Annotated in this window: 12 protein-coding genes and 1 tRNA gene; 7 read left to right on the forward strand and 6 right to left on the reverse strand. The window is 60.6% G+C overall.

The window, feature by feature from the left end:
• Window positions 1-68: 68 nt before the first annotated feature.
• From ACIP8I_RS06760 to ACIP8I_RS06790, 7 genes are all read left to right on the forward strand, one after another.
• On the forward strand, window positions 69-4,772 hold the full coding sequence (locus ACIP8I_RS06760) for an RHS repeat-associated core domain-containing protein (protein WP_400759680.1): 4,704 nt from the start codon (window positions 69-71) through the stop codon (window positions 4,770-4,772).
• Complete coding sequence (locus tag ACIP8I_RS06765; RefSeq protein WP_238547102.1) at window positions 4,772-5,011, forward strand: hypothetical protein; 240 nt, start codon at window positions 4,772-4,774, stop codon at window positions 5,009-5,011. The genes ACIP8I_RS06760 and ACIP8I_RS06765 overlap by 1 nt, the downstream gene beginning before the upstream one ends.
• A 49-nt stretch (window positions 5,012-5,060) precedes the next feature.
• On the forward strand, window positions 5,061-5,456 hold the full coding sequence (locus ACIP8I_RS06770; protein WP_400759683.1) for a hypothetical protein: 396 nt from the start codon (window positions 5,061-5,063) through the stop codon (window positions 5,454-5,456).
• 24 nt (window positions 5,457-5,480) lie between these two features.
• Complete coding sequence (locus ACIP8I_RS06775) at window positions 5,481-5,864, forward strand: DUF1801 domain-containing protein (RefSeq protein WP_400759686.1); 384 nt, start codon at window positions 5,481-5,483, stop codon at window positions 5,862-5,864.
• A 137-nt stretch (window positions 5,865-6,001) separates the two neighbouring features.
• Window positions 6,002-6,076: transfer RNA gene (locus tag ACIP8I_RS06780), tRNA-Gln, on the forward strand.
• Window positions 6,077-6,248: 172 nt separating this feature from the next.
• Window positions 6,249-6,629 carry a RidA family protein gene (locus ACIP8I_RS06785; RefSeq protein ID WP_003224376.1) on the forward strand — a complete coding sequence of 127 codons (381 nt, stop codon included), beginning with the start codon at window positions 6,249-6,251 and terminating at the stop codon, window positions 6,627-6,629.
• A 202-nt stretch (window positions 6,630-6,831) separates the two neighbouring features.
• Window positions 6,832-8,820, forward strand: coding sequence for a U32 family peptidase (locus ACIP8I_RS06790; RefSeq protein ID WP_096796873.1), 1,989 nt, complete (start codon window positions 6,832-6,834; stop codon window positions 8,818-8,820).
• Window positions 8,821-8,847: 27 nt separating this feature from the next.
• Here ACIP8I_RS06790 and ACIP8I_RS06795 read toward each other — a convergent pair whose 3' ends face one another.
• The 6 genes from ACIP8I_RS06795 to ACIP8I_RS06820 form a co-directional block, all read right to left on the reverse strand.
• Window positions 8,848-9,810: a Dyp-type peroxidase gene (locus tag ACIP8I_RS06795; protein ID WP_400759689.1), complete on the reverse strand. Its 963-nt coding sequence runs from the start codon at window positions 9,808-9,810 to the stop codon at window positions 8,848-8,850.
• A gap of 68 nt (window positions 9,811-9,878) precedes the next feature.
• Window positions 9,879-11,144: an NAD(P)/FAD-dependent oxidoreductase gene (locus ACIP8I_RS06800; protein ID WP_400759691.1), complete on the reverse strand. Its 1,266-nt coding sequence runs from the start codon at window positions 11,142-11,144 to the stop codon at window positions 9,879-9,881.
• 2 nt (window positions 11,145-11,146) lie between these two features.
• Window positions 11,147-12,724 (reverse strand): aldehyde dehydrogenase (NADP(+)), encoded by a 1,578-nt coding sequence (locus ACIP8I_RS06805; protein ID WP_400759693.1) that lies wholly within the window; start codon window positions 12,722-12,724, stop codon window positions 11,147-11,149.
• A 58-nt stretch (window positions 12,725-12,782) separates the two neighbouring features.
• The gene (locus tag ACIP8I_RS06810) at window positions 12,783-13,730 is read right to left on the reverse strand and encodes a dihydrodipicolinate synthase family protein (RefSeq protein WP_041072540.1); all 948 of its coding nucleotides are present in this window, start codon (window positions 13,728-13,730) and stop codon (window positions 12,783-12,785) included.
• 51 nt (window positions 13,731-13,781) lie between these two features.
• Window positions 13,782-14,708 carry a 4-hydroxyproline epimerase gene (locus tag ACIP8I_RS06815; RefSeq protein WP_367084701.1) on the reverse strand — a complete coding sequence of 309 codons (927 nt, stop codon included), beginning with the start codon at window positions 14,706-14,708 and terminating at the stop codon, window positions 13,782-13,784.
• Between the two features lie 22 nt (window positions 14,709-14,730).
• Complete coding sequence (locus ACIP8I_RS06820) at window positions 14,731-16,359, reverse strand: APC family permease (RefSeq protein ID WP_400759696.1); 1,629 nt, start codon at window positions 16,357-16,359, stop codon at window positions 14,731-14,733.
• Window positions 16,360-16,404 lie beyond the last annotated feature (45 nt).

Below are 16,404 nucleotides of genomic sequence, written 5' to 3' on the forward strand. Positions count from 1 at the left end.
TGTTGGCAGGCCCAGGCCATCAATCATTTCTTTAAAGTCTCGAACTATCTTACGGATGAGATGCAGTCATGACGACTGAAACGCCTGTCGCGAAAGTACGTGAACCTCAAGTGGCGATCGTTCCGCTCAACACCATTGACATCAAGGATGTCGGACGCGGTGCAGCCAGATTCGATGCCTGGCTGCAATCGATCAGTGGTGGAGTAGTCACTCTTGAGCGCGTCAAGAACGTTGCCGGAGCGTTGCCGGTGGTGGGCAACATCATGGCCTTGGTGGATGCGCTCGGAGACATTGTTGTCCTTGCCAAAAGCAAGCAACGCCAGATTCTGGACTGGGTCAGCCTGGGTATCAATCTGATCGGTGTTTTACCGGCGCCACCCACAATGGCCTCGGCGCGTATGACCTTGCGTCCGACCTTGTCGCTGGTGCGTCAAGAACTTCGTAACAGCGCCAAGATGCTGCTGGGCGATTCGCTGATCGAAGTCCTGATCGGACATTTGAATGCCACCATTGTCGGTACGATCGATGACTTTGTAGAGCAGGCCAAGCCGAAGCTGGCTGAAATACTCGACAACGGCGGCAAGCTTGGCCAGAACGCGGTCAACGAAATCGCCAAGGGACTGGAAACGGTCGTCAACGGCAAGCTTGATGCAAAAGGCGACATGAAGTCGGCGAGTGCCAAGATGAGTGCGGCCGGAGGTCAGTTGTTGCATGACCCCAAGGCAGCCATCAGTAATATTTTCGGCGCAGCCTTCAGCGCCTACAAGGCTGCCGGTAAAGGTGTTGCCAACAGCGCGGCAAAGAACCTGTTGCCGGACAGTGCCAAGGCTTTGGTGCTGAGCAATACCGGCATGCTTCGTACTATGGGTGTGGAATTGCGCACTCAAATGAACAAGCTGGGTGATCCCGCTGTTCAGCATTCAATCGGTTGGCTGCTGCAGATGCTGGCAGGTTCTGTTGTGACCTGGCGCAAGCGTCGAGCACATGGTCAAGGGGCCAGCGTCAAGCCGGATACTACTTCAAAGACTCAGCACAGGGCTGGAGAGGGGCGGCTTGAAGCCAGCAGCCAACAAGCGCCAGCGACGCATAACTGCAAAACATGTAAAAACGGCGTCATGCCGGGCACGGTACATAGCATCAGTTTTGCCCTGGGCTCTGAATCGCTGAGCCATACGGACTTCAACCTGCCTGGTGCATTCCCTCTCGAGTGGACACGCACCTACTGTTCGCGTCTGGATGCGTATGACGCCAGCGAGATGGGCGCCCGCTGGATTACGTCGTTGACTACCCGTTTTGACTGTGTTGGCGGGAGTCTGGTGTTCCATGACGCTGATGGTCGCAGCCACGACTATGTGCTGCCCGAGACAGGGCAGACTCACTACGATGCCATTGAAAACATGACGCTGGTACGGGTGACCGATGACCAGCTTCTGTTGTGCAGAGGGTTTGAACGCAAGGAAACCTATCTGCGTCGCGGACAACGTTTCGTGCTGGTCGGCGTGGTTTTGCGCAACGGTGCGGGAATCATGCTGCACTACGAGCATCGCCACGAAGGAATGCCGGTGCTGTCCGACTTGATTACCTATCAGGGTGATATGGCCGACGTCAGATATCACCTCGGCACCCTGCTTGATGAGCACGGTCGCGTGAAGGGGCTTTGGCTGATCAGCGACGGTGTTCCTCAGCGTCAACTGTGTGCCTATCACTACGACAGTGTCGGTGATTTGATTCAGGCTCAGGACGAGAACGGGGCGGCCTGGAGCTATGAGTACCAGCATCATCTGATCCGTCGTTACACCGATCGGACCGGACGGGGCATGAATCTGGAATGGCAGGGCACAGGCGCTGATGCCCGGGCCGTTCGCGAGTGGGCGGACGACGGCAGTTTCGACACGCGCCTTGAATGGGACGAGAATATTCGCCTGACCTATGTCACCGACGCATACGGTAACGAAACCTGGCACTACTACGACATTCTTGGTTATACGTACCGCATTCGCCATCCGGATGAACGTTCCGAATGGTTGTTCCGTGACGAAGCGAAAAACCTGATTCGACACGTACATGCTGACGGCACAACTGATCGCTTCATCTACGACGAGCGTGGCAACGTCGTCGAACATTTGCGTGCCGACGACAGCGTGCTGCATTTTGCCTACGACGATCTGGATCAACTGATCAAGACCAGCGATGCAGAAGGGGGGCAGTGGCAGCGTGCTTATGACGATCATGGCAACCTTGTGGAAGCAGTCGATCCCCTTGGTAACGTAACGGAGTTCGCCTACAGCGTGGCAGGGTTGCCGACAGCGATCAAAGACGCCGAAGGCAATGAGAAGAAGCTCGACTACAACGATGCCGGTCAACTGATCGAGTATGTCGATTGCTCAGGAAAGACCAGTGCCTGGGAGTACAACGAACTCGGACAGATGATCTGTTTTACCGACGCGGCCGGCCAGAGTACCGAGTACGGGTATCGACTGGGCCAGTTGGCCTGGATCAGGCACCCGGACAAGACCGAGGAGTATTTTGAACGAGACGCTGAAGCCCGGTTGCTCGCGCACACGGATCGTCTTGGCCGCTGCACTACCTGGAAATATACGGCTGCCGGTCTTGTAGCCGAGCGCCTCGATGCTGATGAGCATACATTGGTCTACCGCTGGGATCGTCTCGGGCGCTTGCAGGCGCTGGACAACGAAAACGAGAGCCGGGCGCATTTCCTCTACGACCCGATAGGTCGCCTGCTGGAAGAAAAGAGCTTTGATGGTCGTATCACCCGCTATCGGTATGATTCTGATACGGGCCATTTGAGTCATATCGTCAACGGCGAGCGTGTGATTTGCGTGAGCTTCGATGCCATGGGACGCCTGATTGAGCGACGCGCCAGTCAAGGTGAGAAATCGCAAAGCGAGCGCTTCATTTATGACGGCAACGGTAACCTGATTGAAGCCGCCAACGCAGACAGTCGTTTACAGTGGTTTCACGACCTGGCCGGCAATGTGCTGCGCGAGCATCAGCATTACCTTGGGCTGGACCAGCCCCCGGTAGTTGGCGTGTGGCAGCACGAGTACGATGTGCTCAACAATCGGGTCGCGACAGTTCGTCCGGACGGGCACCGTGTCAGCTGGCTCACCTATGGCAGTGGTCATTTGTTGGGGCTACGCCTGGACGAGCACGAACTGATTGGCCTGGAGCGCGACGACCTTCATCATGAGATTGTCCGGCATCAGGGCAACCACCTGCAGCAGACGCAAAAGTGGGATTCTGCCGGTCGTTTGCAGGAGCAGGTGCTGGGACGCAGTGAGGACGGTGCGACGCTTGTCAAACGGACATATCAATACGATGCCGCTGGTCAACTGACTGCGATCAACGATACCCGAAGAGGCCCGATTTCATACCGTTACGATCCTCTCGGTCGACTGTTGGAAGCGGCGACACGACAGGTGGTTGAAACATTCACCTTTGACCCGGCCAGTAATCTGCTTGATGAAAAGGCGAGTGAAATTCGACGACCACTGGACCGGTCTCCGCGCCAGGAGAGGCAGGTAGACAACCTGCTACACGAGTACGAAGGTAATCAGTTCACATACGATGAGCGCGGCAACCTGGTCGAGCGTCTGCAAAACAATCAGCGGAGCTTCCTGCAATGGGATCTGTTTGACCGTTTGGTGCGATTTGAAGATCAATGCTTGTCGGTTGAATTCGCCTATGACGCTCTTGGACGTCGTCTTCACAAAAACTCTGTCGCCCATTCCAAGGGGCGTCCCGAGGCGGGGTCGCACTGGAACCGGAACGAGCATGCACGCATACAGCGAGAGTACGGCTGTGGCTTCACGCTCTACGGCTGGGACGGTAACCGACTTGCCTGGGAAAGCAGTGCCGCGCAACTGGATGGCGGTGCCGGACGCACGGTGCACTACATTTTCGAGCCCGGTAGTTTCATTCCTGTAGCACAGGCCATACGACATGCCCCGATTACACTGACGAATCAGCCTGAGTATCAGGGAGAGTACAGCCTGGATGACGATCCGTTGTGGAATCGCAAGGTCACGGTTCAGCCAATTGACGTTTTGCTCTGGTATCAGTGCGATCATCTGGGTACGCCTCAGGAACTGACCGACTCTGAGGGGCAGTTGGTCTGGACGGCTCAGTACAAGGCATGGGGGGCGATATCGGAGCAGCAATCGCAATCGGCCCGACAAGGTGATGTGAGAAATCCTATAAGATTTCCAGGGCAGTACCATGATCATGAGACCGGGCTGCATTACAACCGGCATCGTTACTATGACCCGGCGGTGGGGCGATTCGTCAGCCAGGATCCGATCGGTTATGCGGGTGGTCTGAATCTCTACACCTATGGTCCGAACCCTACAGGGTGGGTGGATCCGATGGGTCTGACGGGGGTCGATGTCTATCGGGCCATGAAAACCGACGAAAAAGGAAAGCCCATTGCTGACTCGACCGCGCGTGGCTTAGGGGTACGTCCTGTCGATATTCCAGTTGATAAAGATGGGAACGTTCATCCCAATACCGGTGGTATGTCCGTAGCGCCGGATACCCCGCAAAACCTGCCGGATCATCGGCGCCCCTCCACGTTACCCGGCGGAACCGGCAAAGACAGCGCCTGCAAATTGAATACCGCTTCACTTCCGGAAAGTCTTCGTTATGTGCAAGACAAAAAAACTCACGGAACCATTCAGCCTAGTAAGGCCATGCCACTTTCTGATTACCAGAAGGCACTAGGGTCGACGGCTGAGCATTGGGAGAAACAATGATGAAAACGCTTGATAAACCGTTGGACGATGAACTGTCCGGCGCATTGAGGAGGGGGGATGATCTTCTTTCGATACGGGAAATCCTGCTGAAGTATCGAGATAAGGGTTTTTCGGCTATATCGGTTAATGAACTGTTGGGGTCAATGCGCGGTGATGCCGATGAAGAGTTGGAGGATCGGATTCTGGAGGTGATGGATATCGTTACCGGGTTTTGTGCGCCAGCTCTGGAAGTCTGGTGAGCGGCGGGTTTGGAATCGAGAAGTTTCACTGGAAATCTGGGGAATGAGCATGAAAAACATTGCTGTGATCCTTGCACTGACCGCCACTTTCGGCCTCTGCGCTCTGGCCCGCGCAGACGCGCCAGATCCCGCTACCCTGAAAGGCATGTACGACACCGGTCGCAACATGTCGGGCCTGATCAAGCATTGCGTCGACAAAGGCTACCTGAAAGCGGACAGCACGGAAAATGCCAACAAGATGGTGGCGTTCGTTGCGAATATGCCGGGCGCGTTCGACAAGGCCGATGGCGACAAGAACGAAAGTCTCGGTCGCAAAGGCGAAGTGTTGGCCGACGGTCAATACAAGAGTCTGCAAGGCAACCTGCCGCCGGATCTGAGCCTCAAGCAATGGTGCGAGCAAGCGGATCAAGGGATGCGTGAGGGGCTCAAGCAAATCGGCTTGTAAACAACATCGAAGAGAACACTCGCCATGAAGTCCGAAATACCCCCCATCGACGCTTCGGCACTCATCGACGCTCGAATCGCCGAACTGGCCGATTGGCGCGGCGCCATCCTCGGCGAGATTCGCAAGGTCATGCACCAGGCTGATCCCGAGGTGGTGGAGGAGTGGAAGTGGCGGGGTGTTCCGGTGTGGTCACGGGGCGGCATCATTTGCACCGGGGAGACCTACAAGACGGCGGTGAAGATGACCTTCGCCAAGGGCGCAGCGTTGGCCGATCCGGCGGGATTGTTCAATGCCAGCCTTGAGGGCAACACCCGCCGGGCGATTGATTTTCATGAGGGTGACAAGGTCGATGAACAGGCCTTGCAAGCGCTGATTCGCGAGGCGATTGCGCTGAATTTGTCGAAGTGAATCGTGGCGTTTGCCTCGGCTCAGAAATAACTGGCTGTTTTAAAACAAATTTTTTTGCACTCAGGGCTTCCCAGATCAAAAAAAGCTTGGTAAATTGCGGCCCATTCTCGCAGAGCTTGTTACAGAGCTTGAGATACAGGGGCGTCGCCAAGCGGTAAGGCAGCAGGTTTTGATCCTGCCATGCGTTGGTTCGAATCCAGCCGCCCCTGCCATATTCAGAAAAAACGCCAGTCCGAAAGGGCTGGCGTTTTTTTATGCGCGCGATTTGTGGCTGGGGCTGACAGTTGCCTGAGCCGCAGCGCGGGACTGATGTAAACTGCCCGCGCGAAAGTCCCGGCGCGTTGTTGGCCGGCGACCCTCAATCTCTCCAGACAAGAGACTTTCATGGCTAATCAAGACCTCAGCTTCACCCCTGATCCGGATGCCGATTCCATTTCCTCCGACGTTGTCGGTTTCAACGGCATTCTGGTTTCGACCCAGATCCCGACCCGCGCCGACGGCAGCCTGGAGCTGGGCGACATCACCCTGCAAAGCGAATGCACCCTGCAGGCGCTGAAAGTGGCGTTGGAGCGGGCGGGCAGTTCGATGGATCGCGTGATGCACCTGACCATCTACCTCACCGACATGGCTGATCGCGCGGCGTTCAACGAAGTCTACAAACGCTTCTTCGCCAAACCATGGCCGGTGCGCGCCGCGGTGGGCGTGGCGTCGCTGGCGGTGGAAGGCATGCGCGTGGAAGTTACCGCGATGGCTGCCAAGGCCTGATCCTGCGGTAAAAAACTGTGGGAGCTGGCTTGCCAGCGATGGCGTCAGCACCGCCAACATCTATGTTGACTGAACCATCGTCATCGCTGGCAAGCCAGCTCCCACAGGGTTTGCGGTTGCCACTTGGCAGCACAGGCGTGCCGCTCAGTCGATTCGCGGCTACAATGCGCGCCTTAACCGTGACCGCCTGACTAAAAAAACTATGTCCTTGCCCAAGCATCATCTGGAATTGCTCAGCCCCGCCCGTGACGTGGCGATTGCCCGCGAGGCGATCCTGCACGGCGCCGACGCCGTGTACATCGGTGGCCCGAGCTTCGGCGCGCGCCACAACGCCTGCAACGAGGTGAGCGAAATCGCCGAGCTGGTGGAATTTGCCCGCCGTTATCACGCGCGCATTTTCACCACCATCAACACCATCCTGCACGACAACGAACTGGAGCCGGCGCGCAAGCTGATCCATCAGTTGTACGACGCCGGTGTCGACGCGCTGATCGTCCAGGACCTGGGCGTGATGGAACTGGACATCCCGCCGATCGAGCTGCATGCCAGTACCCAGACTGACATCCGCACCCTTGAGCGGGCGAAGTTCCTCGATCAGGCCGGTTTCTCGCAGCTGGTATTGGCCCGTGAGCTGAACCTCAAAGAAATCCGCGCCATCGCCGACGAAACCGATGCCGCCATCGAATTCTTCATCCACGGCGCACTGTGCGTGGCGTTCTCCGGGCAGTGCAACATTTCCCACGCGCAGACCGGGCGTAGCGCCAACCGTGGCGACTGCTCGCAGGCCTGCCGCTTGCCGTACACCCTCAAAGACGAAAAGGGTGGGGTGATCGCCTACGAAAAACACCTGCTGTCGATGAAGGACAACAACCAGAGCGCCAACATCCGCGCGCTGGTCGAGGCCGGTGTGCGCTCGTTCAAGATCGAAGGTCGCTACAAGGACATGGGCTATGTGAAGAACATCACCGCCTATTACCGCCAGCGCCTCGATGACGTGCTCGAAGACCGCCCGGACCTGGCCCGCGCTTCCAGCGGCCGCACCGCGCACTTCTTCCTGCCGGACCCGGAAAAGACCTTCCACCGTGGCAGCACCGACTACTTCGTCACCGATCGCAAGATCGACATCGGCGCGTTCGACTCGCCGACCTTCACCGGTCTGCCAGTGGGCACCGTCGAGAAAGTCGGCAAGCGTGACATGCAGGTGGTGACGCAGGAGCCGCTGTCCAACGGCGATGGCCTCAACGTGCTGGTCAAGCGTGAAGTCGTGGGTTTCCGCGCCAACATCGCCGAGCCAAAGGGCGAGTTCGAAGAAGACGGCGAGAAGCGCTATCGCTACCGCGTCGAACCGAACGAAATGCCCGAAGGCCTGTACAAGCTGCGCCCGAATCATCCGCTGAATCGCAACCTCGACCACAACTGGCAACAGGCGCTGCAGAAGACTTCTGCCGAGCGTCGTATCGCATTGAGCTGGGTCGCACGTCTGCGTGAAGAACAGCTGGAAGTGACTGCGACCAGTGAAGAGGGGATCAGTGCCAGCGTGACCCTGAACGGTCCGTTCGGTGTCGCCAACAAGCCGGAACAGGCGCTGGAGCAATTGCAGGATCTGCTCGGCCAGCTCGGTACCACCCAGTACCACGCCACCGACATCAAGCTCGATGCGCCGCAGGCGTTTTTCATCCCGAACTCGCAGCTCAAGGCCTTGCGCCGTGAAGTGATCGAAGCGCTGACCGCCGCCCGTGTCGCGGCGCATCCGCGTGGCAGCCGCAAGGCTGAAACCACGCCGCCGCCGGTGTACCCGGAGTCGCACCTGTCGTTCCTGGCCAACGTCTACAACCAGAAGGCCCGCGACTTCTACCACCGTCACGGGGTGAAGCTGATCGATGCGGCCTACGAGGCGCACGAAGAGGCCGGTGAAGTGCCGGTGATGATCACCAAGCACTGCCTGCGTTTCTCGTTCAACCTGTGCCCGAAACAAGCCAAAGGCGTGACCGGTGTGCGCACCAAGGTCGCGCCGATGCAGTTGATTCACGGCGACGAAGTGCTGACCCTGAAGTTCGACTGCAAGCCGTGCGAGATGCACATCATCGGCAAGATGAAAGGCCACATCCTCAACATGCCGCAACCGGGCAGCGTGGTTGGCCACATCAGCCCGGAAGACCTGCTGAAAACCATCCCGCGCGCGCCACACTGAGTGACGGGCGGGCGTGGCGCTACGGTGTCACGCCTGCGCGGGCTCGCGCTCGGCCAGCTCTTCGAGCAGGTCGGCTGACGGCACAAAGAACAGACCCCCGGTGACTGCCGTGCTGAAGTCCAGCAAACGGTCGTAGTTACCGACGGGTTTGCCGACAAACATGTTCTCCAGCATCTGCTCGATCGGTTCCGGCGAGCGCGCGTAGCCAATGAAGAAAGTGCCGAATTCACCAGCCCCCGGGCGGCCGAACGGCATGTTGTCGCGCAGGATTTTCTGCTCCTGACCGTCCTTGGTGATGGTGGTCAGGGCGCTGTGGGAGTTGCTCGGCTTGACCTCTTCACCGAGTTCGATGTCGGCCAGCTTGGTGCGGCCGATCACCTTCTCCTGAGCCTCGACGCTCAGCGCATTCCACGCCTCCATCTTGTGCAGGTACTTCTGCACCAGCACATAGCTGCCGGATTCGAATGCCGGGTCTTCGTTGCCGATGAGGGTGAAGTGGTCCGCCTTGCGTCCCACCGGGTTCTCGGTGCCATCGACGAAACCGATGATGCTGCGCATGTCGAAGTAGCGGAAACCCTGCACCTCATCCACCACAGTGATCGCGCCATTTAGCGCGCTGCACAATTGCGTGGCCAGTTCGAAGCACAGGTCCATCTGGTCGGCGCGGATGTGCAGCAGGATGTCGCCAGGGGTGGCTACGGCGCGACGGCCCTCGACGCCGAACTCACGGAACGGATGCAGCGATGCCGGGCGTGGACTGCCGAACAGGGCGTCCCAGGCGCTGGCGCTGAACCCGCAGACACATGACAAGTTGCCGTTGGGCACACGTTTGCCGACCGAGCGGGTGAGGGCGGCGATGTCACCGCACCAGCCGCGCACCTGACTGGCGGCGTCGCTGCCGGGCAGCAGCGTGGCGACGATGAAGATCGCGCTGCTGGTGATCGGGTTGCAGATCGCTTGCGGCTCGGGGATATCCATTGATGAAGTCATAGTCGGTTCCATATGCGCGGGGCCAAGATCGGCGTTCATTATGAAACCAAAAACGTTTCATCGATATCTCAGAAACGATCCAGTCGATAAGCATCCATCGTCGGCACGCCGGAACTGGCCGAGGGAGATGTCAACTGAGCAATCATCTCAGCAGTCACCGCCGCCTGCGTCAGCCCCAGATGCTGATGCCCGAACGCGAGCAGCACCTTGCCGTCGCCGACCTTGTCGATGACCGGCAGCGAGTCTGGCAGCGATGGGCGAAAACCCATCCACGGCGTTGCGTCTTCCGCATTCAAATCATGGCGGAACAAACCCTTGCTCAAGCGATGCAGTTGCCAGGCGCGCTCCATGAACGGCGGGCGCTGCAGGCCGGCGAACTCCACCGTACCGGCCAGGCGCAGGCCGCCGGTCATTGGCGTCATGATGAACTTGCGCTCCAGCGAGGTGACGGCGAACGGCAGGCGTCCGTGTTCGTGCGGCAACATCAGGTGATAGCCGCGCTCGGTGTCCAGTGGCACGCGTTTACCGGTCAGCGCCGCAGTGAGTTTCGCCGAATGCGCGCCACAGGCGATCAGCACCTGCCGCGCGGTGAAACGCCCCTGATCGGTGAGCAACGACACGCCATGCGCCTGCAACTGGCCGCCCTGAACTTCCTGCTGGAAAAACTGCACGCCGGCCGTTTTGGCCGCACTCACCAGTTCACACACCACCTGATACGGATCGAGAAAATGCCCGGTGCGCGGGTAGAACAATCCGCCCTGAATCTGTTCGCTGAGCTGCGGCGCGCTTTCTCGCACGGCGCTGGCCGACCAAAAATCCACCGGCACCTGTTGCTGACGCATGCGCGCCTGCAAGGCTTCGATGGCTTGCCGCGACTCGGCGCGCTCGAACACCAGCAGCGAGCCGTCCTCCTTGAGCAGGTCGGGGCGGGCGATGCTGTGCAGCAGGCGCTTCCAGGCATCGAGGCTGCTTTCGTTGAGCGCGCGCAAACCGGCCACGGTGCGCTGAAATGGCGCCGGGCGCAGGTTCAGCAGCAGTCGGCTGAACCACGGCACGGCACACGGCAGGTACTTCCAGTCCAGGCGCAGCGGCCCCATCGGGTCCATCAACATCGCCGGCAGACGCTTGAGGATCGACGCATCGGCAATCGGAAACACTTGCTCGGTGGCCAGATGCCCGGCGTTGCCGAACGAGGCGCCATGACCGGGCGGTTGCTTGTCGATGACCACCACCCGTTGACCCTGACGTGCCAGTTGCAGGGCGCAGGCGACACCGATGATGCCGGCGCCGATCACCGCGATATCGGCGGTGTCCGCTGTGAGGTTGTCGGGCATGTTCAGGCTTCCCTCTGGCCGTCGAGCAAGCGTCGTAGCTGCAGCGGATTCGCCTGTTTCAGCGGCTGCGGCAACAGGCTGTCGGGAAAGTCCTGATAACACACCGGGCGCAGGAAACGCAGGATTGCCGCCGTGCCGACCGAGGTGCTGCGCGAGTCCGAAGTGGCCGGAAAAGGCCCGCCATGCACCATCGCGTCACACACCTCGACCCCAGTCGGCCAGCCGTTGACCAGCAGACGTCCGGCCTTGCGTTCCAGTGTCGGCAACAAGGCCCGGGCGTGATCCAGATCGGCGTCATCCAGGTGCAGGGTCGCGGTCAACTGACCTTCGAGGTGTTCGCAGACCTGACGGATTTCATCGTCGTTGGCGCATTGTACGATCAGTGATGCGGCACCAAAGATTTCACCTTGCAGACGCACGTCAGCAAGGAAGTCCTGCGCGCGGGTGACGAACAATTGCGCCTGACACTGGTTTGGACCTTCAGCCGCCAGACCGATGGCCTCGCGTTGCGCCTGAGGATGTTCGGCCAACGCGGCGACGGCGCTTGCATAGGCGCGGAAAATCCCCGGCGTGAGCATGGTCTGCGCCGGGCTGCGCTGGACCCCTTCGGCGGCAGCGGCAATGAAACCGTCCAGCGTCGGCCCTTGGCGAGCGATGACCAGCCCGGGATTGGTGCAGAACTGCCCGGCGCCCTGAGTCAGCGAGGCGACAAAGCCCTGCGCCAACGCCTCACCGCGTGCGGCAAGCGCTGCGGGAAACAACAACACCGGATTGATCGAACTCATTTCCGCATACACCGGAATCGGCTCGGGCCGTGCCTGCGCCGCTCGGCTCAAGGCAAGGCCGCCACTGCGCGAGCCGGTGAAACCCACGGCCTTGATGCGCCAATCGCTGACCAACGCAATGCCGACCTCGTTGCCGGAGCCGAACAGCAGCGAAAACACGCCCTCGGGCAATCCACACTTTTGCACCGCGCGACTCAGCGCCTGGCCGACCAGTTCACTGGTGCCGGGATGCGCGCTGTGCGCCTTGACGATCACCGGGCAACCGGCGGCCAGCGCCGAAGCGGTGTCGCCGCCCGCCACCGAGAACGCCAGCGGAAAGTTGCTGGCGCCGAATACGGCCACTGGCCCCAGCGCGATCTGCCGCTGGCGCAGATCCGAACGTGGCAGTGGTTGGCGCTGTGGTTGTGATTGGTCGACCCGCACATCCAGCCATTCGCCGGCCCGCACGGTGCGGGCAAAGGTGCGCAATTGCCCGCAGGTGCGCCCGCGTTCGCCTTGAATACGGGCGCGTGGCAGGCCGCTTTCGGCCACGGCACGGTCGATCAGCGCATCGCCAAGGGCTTCGACCTCATTGGCGATGGTTTCGAGAAATTCGGCGCGAGCCTCCAGGGACGTCTCGCGATAACGGTCAAAGGCTTGCCACGCCAGTGCGCAGGCCTGTTCGACATGCTCGCTGCTGCCACCGGCATAGGCCGGTTCCAGCACTGCGTCGGTGGCGGGATTGATCGCACGGATCGCTTCACGGCTGCCGGCGATGGCTTGGCCGCCGATCAACATGTGGCCTGTCAGAGTCATGACGCTTCCTTGATAAAAGAGGTGAAGCCCCGGCATCACACCGGGGCAGGGACTGCGGTCAGGCGAGGTTCTGTTCGGCGGACCAGTTTTTGTACCACTGGCGGAACAGCGCGTACTGGGTCTCGGCGTAGCGGCGCTGGGCATCGCTCAAGGCGTCGGTTTCGTTGAAATGCAGGGCGTATTCGCGATCGCCGTTGAGCACCATCAGATGCTTGTAATACAGCACCAGATCACAGCCTTCATCGAACGACGACAGCACCGCCAGCGCCGCTTCCAGTTCACGCGCCAGACGTCGGGCCTTGGCGTCGCCCTTGGCCGCTTGCTTGCTCAGCGCCACCAATTGCAGCACTTCGCGGGGCAGGGCGTTGCCGATGCCGGTGATCGCGCCGGTGGCGTTGCAGTTGACGAAACCGTGCACCACTTGCGTATCGACACCGACCATCAGGGTCACGGCATCGTCCTGCGAGGTGATGTTCTCGGCGGCGTAGCGCAAGTCGGCGCCACCGCCGAATTCCTTGAAGCCGATCAGGTTCGGGTGTTCGCGGCGCAGTTCGAAGAACAGCTCGGCGCGGGTGGCGAAGCCGTAGTAGGGGCTGTTGTAGATCACCGCCGGCAGGTTTGGCGCGGCGTTGAGGATCGCGGCGAAGTGAGCTTTTTGTGCGGTGGCCGAAGCGCCACGGGACAGCACGCGTGGAATCACCATCAGGCCATGGGCGCCGACTTTCGCGGCGTGGGCGGCGTGGGACACCGCTTCACGGCTGTTGACCGCGCCGGTGCCGACGATGGTCGGTACGCCAGCAGCCACCAGCCGCGCCACGCCTTCCTGACGCTCGGCCTCGGTCAGCAGCGGCCAGTCACCCATCGAGCCGCAGTAAACCACCGCGCTCATGCCGATATCGATCAGCTCGCGGCCCTTGGCCACCAGGGCGTCGAAGTCAGGTTTGCGTGCAGCGGTGCACGGGGTCATCAGCGCGGGAATGCAGCCAGTGAAGATGTTATCGCTCATTGTTGTAGCTCCTCGGGACATTCATTCGGATCGGTAGAAAAGCGGGGCAGGTCAGATGCCCCACGCGAAAGGATCCTGCTCGTCGATCAGCAGGGTGGCGTCGGCGGTCATGTAGGCGCGGCCGGTAATGAACGGGCGTACGCGCTCGCCGTGCCATTCGAAGCGGCCTTCGAACTGGCTGCCGGTGATGCTCGCTTGCGTCCAGACCTGGCCTTCGGCGAGTTTGCCGTCGGCGGCGAGGCAGGCGAGTTTGGCGCTGGTGCCGGTGCCGCAGGGCGAGCGGTCGTAGGCCTTGCCCGGGCACATGACGAAGTTGCGGCTGTCGGCATTGGCATCGTCGGCAAACAGTTCGACGTGGTCGATCAACGCGCCGTCCTCGCCGTGGATGCCTTGGGCTTCGAGAGCCTTGAGCATCGCCCAGGTGTACTCGGTGAGGGCTTCGACGTTGCTCATCTGCAGGTCCTGACCGTGCTCGGAGACGAGGAAAAACCAGTTGCCGCCCCAGGCGATATCACCGAAGACGCGACCGTAGCCGGGCACGTCCACCGGCACCTGTTTGCGGTAGCGCCAGGCCGGAACGTTGCCCAGGGTCACCGCGCCGTCCTCGTGCAGGGTGGCGCTGACCGGGCCGACCGGGGTGTCGATCTGGTGCACGCCCGGTTCGATGCGGCCCAGGTAATGCAGCGAATTGACCAGGCCGATGGTGCCGTGGCCGCACATGCCGAGGTAGCCGGCGTTGTTGAAAAAAATCACCCCGCAGGTGGCGTCCGGCGAGACCGGCGCGCAGTACAGCGCGCCGACCAGCACGTCGTTGCCGCGCGGCTCCAGCAGACAGGCGCGGCGCCATTGATCGTGGCCTTCGCGCAAGGCATCGCGCTTTTCGGCGATGCTGTTGCCGGGCAGCTCGGGGAAGCCCTTCATCACCAGGCGCGTCGGTTCGCCGCCGGTATGGGAATCGATGATATGCAGTCGTTTCATGGGTTCGTCCCTTGAGTGAAGGTCAGGCGTGAGCAGGGCGTTGGCCCGTTGCCGAAGGGGTGGAGGATTCAGCGGCTTCGCTTTCGTCGTCCTCGGTTTCCAGACGAATCAGGTGTGCCGGTACGCCGGTGGCGGCGCCCCAGTAGTAGATGCCCAGTGCACAGACTGCGACGATCACCGTATCGAACGGATGGCTGAGCACGCCGACACCGCCAAAACTGCCGAGTTTGGAGAGGACGATGGTCACCGCGTAGAAGCCGATCAGCCACGCCGAAGAACGCACTTGCTGACCCAGATTGAGGTGCGCGGTCGGCACCATGCGCCCGCACAGCAGGTAGATGACAAACATCAGGATTTGCAGGCCGAGCAACCACGACACGGTGCCCCAGCCCGACCAGTAGACAATCAGCGCGGCGATGATGAACGACAGCGGCCCAAGCACGCTCATGCCCTTGACCCGGAACGGACGCGGCATGTCCGGCGCGTTGCGGCGCAGTGCGGCGACCGTCACCGGAGCCACCGCATAGCTCAACACCAGCGCGGCGGAGACCACGTTGATCAGCGCTTCCCAGGACGGGAACGGCAGGGTCCAGAACACCGACAGGCCAAAGGTCAGCCACAGCGCCGGGCGCGGGATGCCGGATTTTTCGTCGATGCGAGTAAAAATCTTGAAGAAGGTCCCGGTCTGCGCCCAGCCGTAGATCACCCGTGGCGTGGCGTTCATGTAGATGTTGCCGCAGCCGCTGGGCGAGATCACCGCATCGGCCACCACCAGATACGCCAGCCAGCCGACGCCCAGTGCCAGGGCGATGTCGCGATACGGCAGAGCCAGTTCCTTGGCGACGCCGGCCCAGCCATTGGCGAGCATTTCGGTCGGGATGCCGCCGAGGAACGCGGTTTGCAGCAGCACGTAGATCGCGGTGGACAGCAGCACCGACAGGATCAGCGCAATCGGGATCGTACGTTGCGGATTCTTCACTTCACTGGCCACGGAAATGATCGGCGTCAGGCCCAGATAGGCGAAGATCACCCCGCCGGCCGACACGGCCATTTCGATGCCGGACAGACCGAACGGCGCAAAGCCATGCACTTCGAAATTCGCCGGTTTAAAGAAGGTGAACAGCACGCCGATCACCAGCAGCGGCACGATGAACTTGAACACGCTGACCAGATTGTTGGCCATGGCGAAGGTCTTCACGCTGCGATAATTGAGCAGGAAAAACAGGCACAACAGCCCGAACTGCACGAACCAGCCAAGCACGGTCGGATCGCTGGAGCCGACCTTGGTCAACTCGGGAAACCACGCCGCCGCATATTGCCGCGAGGCGACCACTTCGATCGCCACCAGGCTGGAAAACGCGATCAGCGTGATGAAGCCCATCAGGTAACCGAGCAGCGGCCCGTGGGAGTAAACCGGGTAACGCACCACGCCGCCGGCACGGGGCAATGCGGCGCCCAATTCGCAGTAGACGATGCCCAGCAGCAACACGGCGAAACCACCGAGCAGCCAGGAAAAGATCCCCGCCGGGCCGGCGATGGCCGACACGTGACTGGCGGCGAACAACCAGCCTGAACCGAAGATCGCCCCCAGCCCGATGAACGTGAGGTCTATCAGTGAAAGTTGTTTCTTGAACTTGCCTTGGCCTGTCATAGCGTCGCCTTCTTGTTGGTTGTTGGAGGGGCGTGCAGTGGCGCT

This window comes from Pseudomonas sp. NPDC088414 (assembly GCF_044753325.1).
GTDB lineage: Bacteria > Pseudomonadota > Gammaproteobacteria > Pseudomonadales > Pseudomonadaceae > Aquipseudomonas.

Excerpts from the sequence above, each read along its gene's own strand:
- ACIP8I_RS06760 (WP_400759680.1), top strand. The coding sequence starts at position 69 with ATGACGACTGAAACGCCTGTCGCGAAAGTACGTGAACCTCAAGTGGCG.
- ACIP8I_RS06765 (WP_238547102.1), top strand. The coding sequence starts at position 4,772 with ATGAAAACGCTTGATAAACCGTTGGACGATGAACTGTCCGGCGCATTG.
- ACIP8I_RS06770 (WP_400759683.1), top strand. The coding sequence starts at position 5,061 with ATGAAAAACATTGCTGTGATCCTTGCACTGACCGCCACTTTCGGCCTC.
- ACIP8I_RS06775 (WP_400759686.1), top strand. The coding sequence starts at position 5,481 with ATGAAGTCCGAAATACCCCCCATCGACGCTTCGGCACTCATCGACGCT.
- ACIP8I_RS06785 (WP_003224376.1), top strand. The coding sequence starts at position 6,249 with ATGGCTAATCAAGACCTCAGCTTCACCCCTGATCCGGATGCCGATTCC.
- ACIP8I_RS06790 (WP_096796873.1), top strand. The coding sequence starts at position 6,832 with ATGTCCTTGCCCAAGCATCATCTGGAATTGCTCAGCCCCGCCCGTGAC.
- ACIP8I_RS06795 (WP_400759689.1), bottom strand. The coding sequence starts at position 9,810 with ATGACTTCATCAATGGATATCCCCGAGCCGCAAGCGATCTGCAACCCG.
- ACIP8I_RS06800 (WP_400759691.1), bottom strand. The coding sequence starts at position 11,144 with ATGCCCGACAACCTCACAGCGGACACCGCCGATATCGCGGTGATCGGC.
- ACIP8I_RS06805 (WP_400759693.1), bottom strand. The coding sequence starts at position 12,724 with ATGACTCTGACAGGCCACATGTTGATCGGCGGCCAAGCCATCGCCGGC.
- ACIP8I_RS06810 (WP_041072540.1), bottom strand. The coding sequence starts at position 13,730 with ATGAGCGATAACATCTTCACTGGCTGCATTCCCGCGCTGATGACCCCG.
- ACIP8I_RS06815 (WP_367084701.1), bottom strand. The coding sequence starts at position 14,708 with ATGAAACGACTGCATATCATCGATTCCCATACCGGCGGCGAACCGACG.
- ACIP8I_RS06820 (WP_400759696.1), bottom strand. The coding sequence starts at position 16,359 with ATGACAGGCCAAGGCAAGTTCAAGAAACAACTTTCACTGATAGACCTC.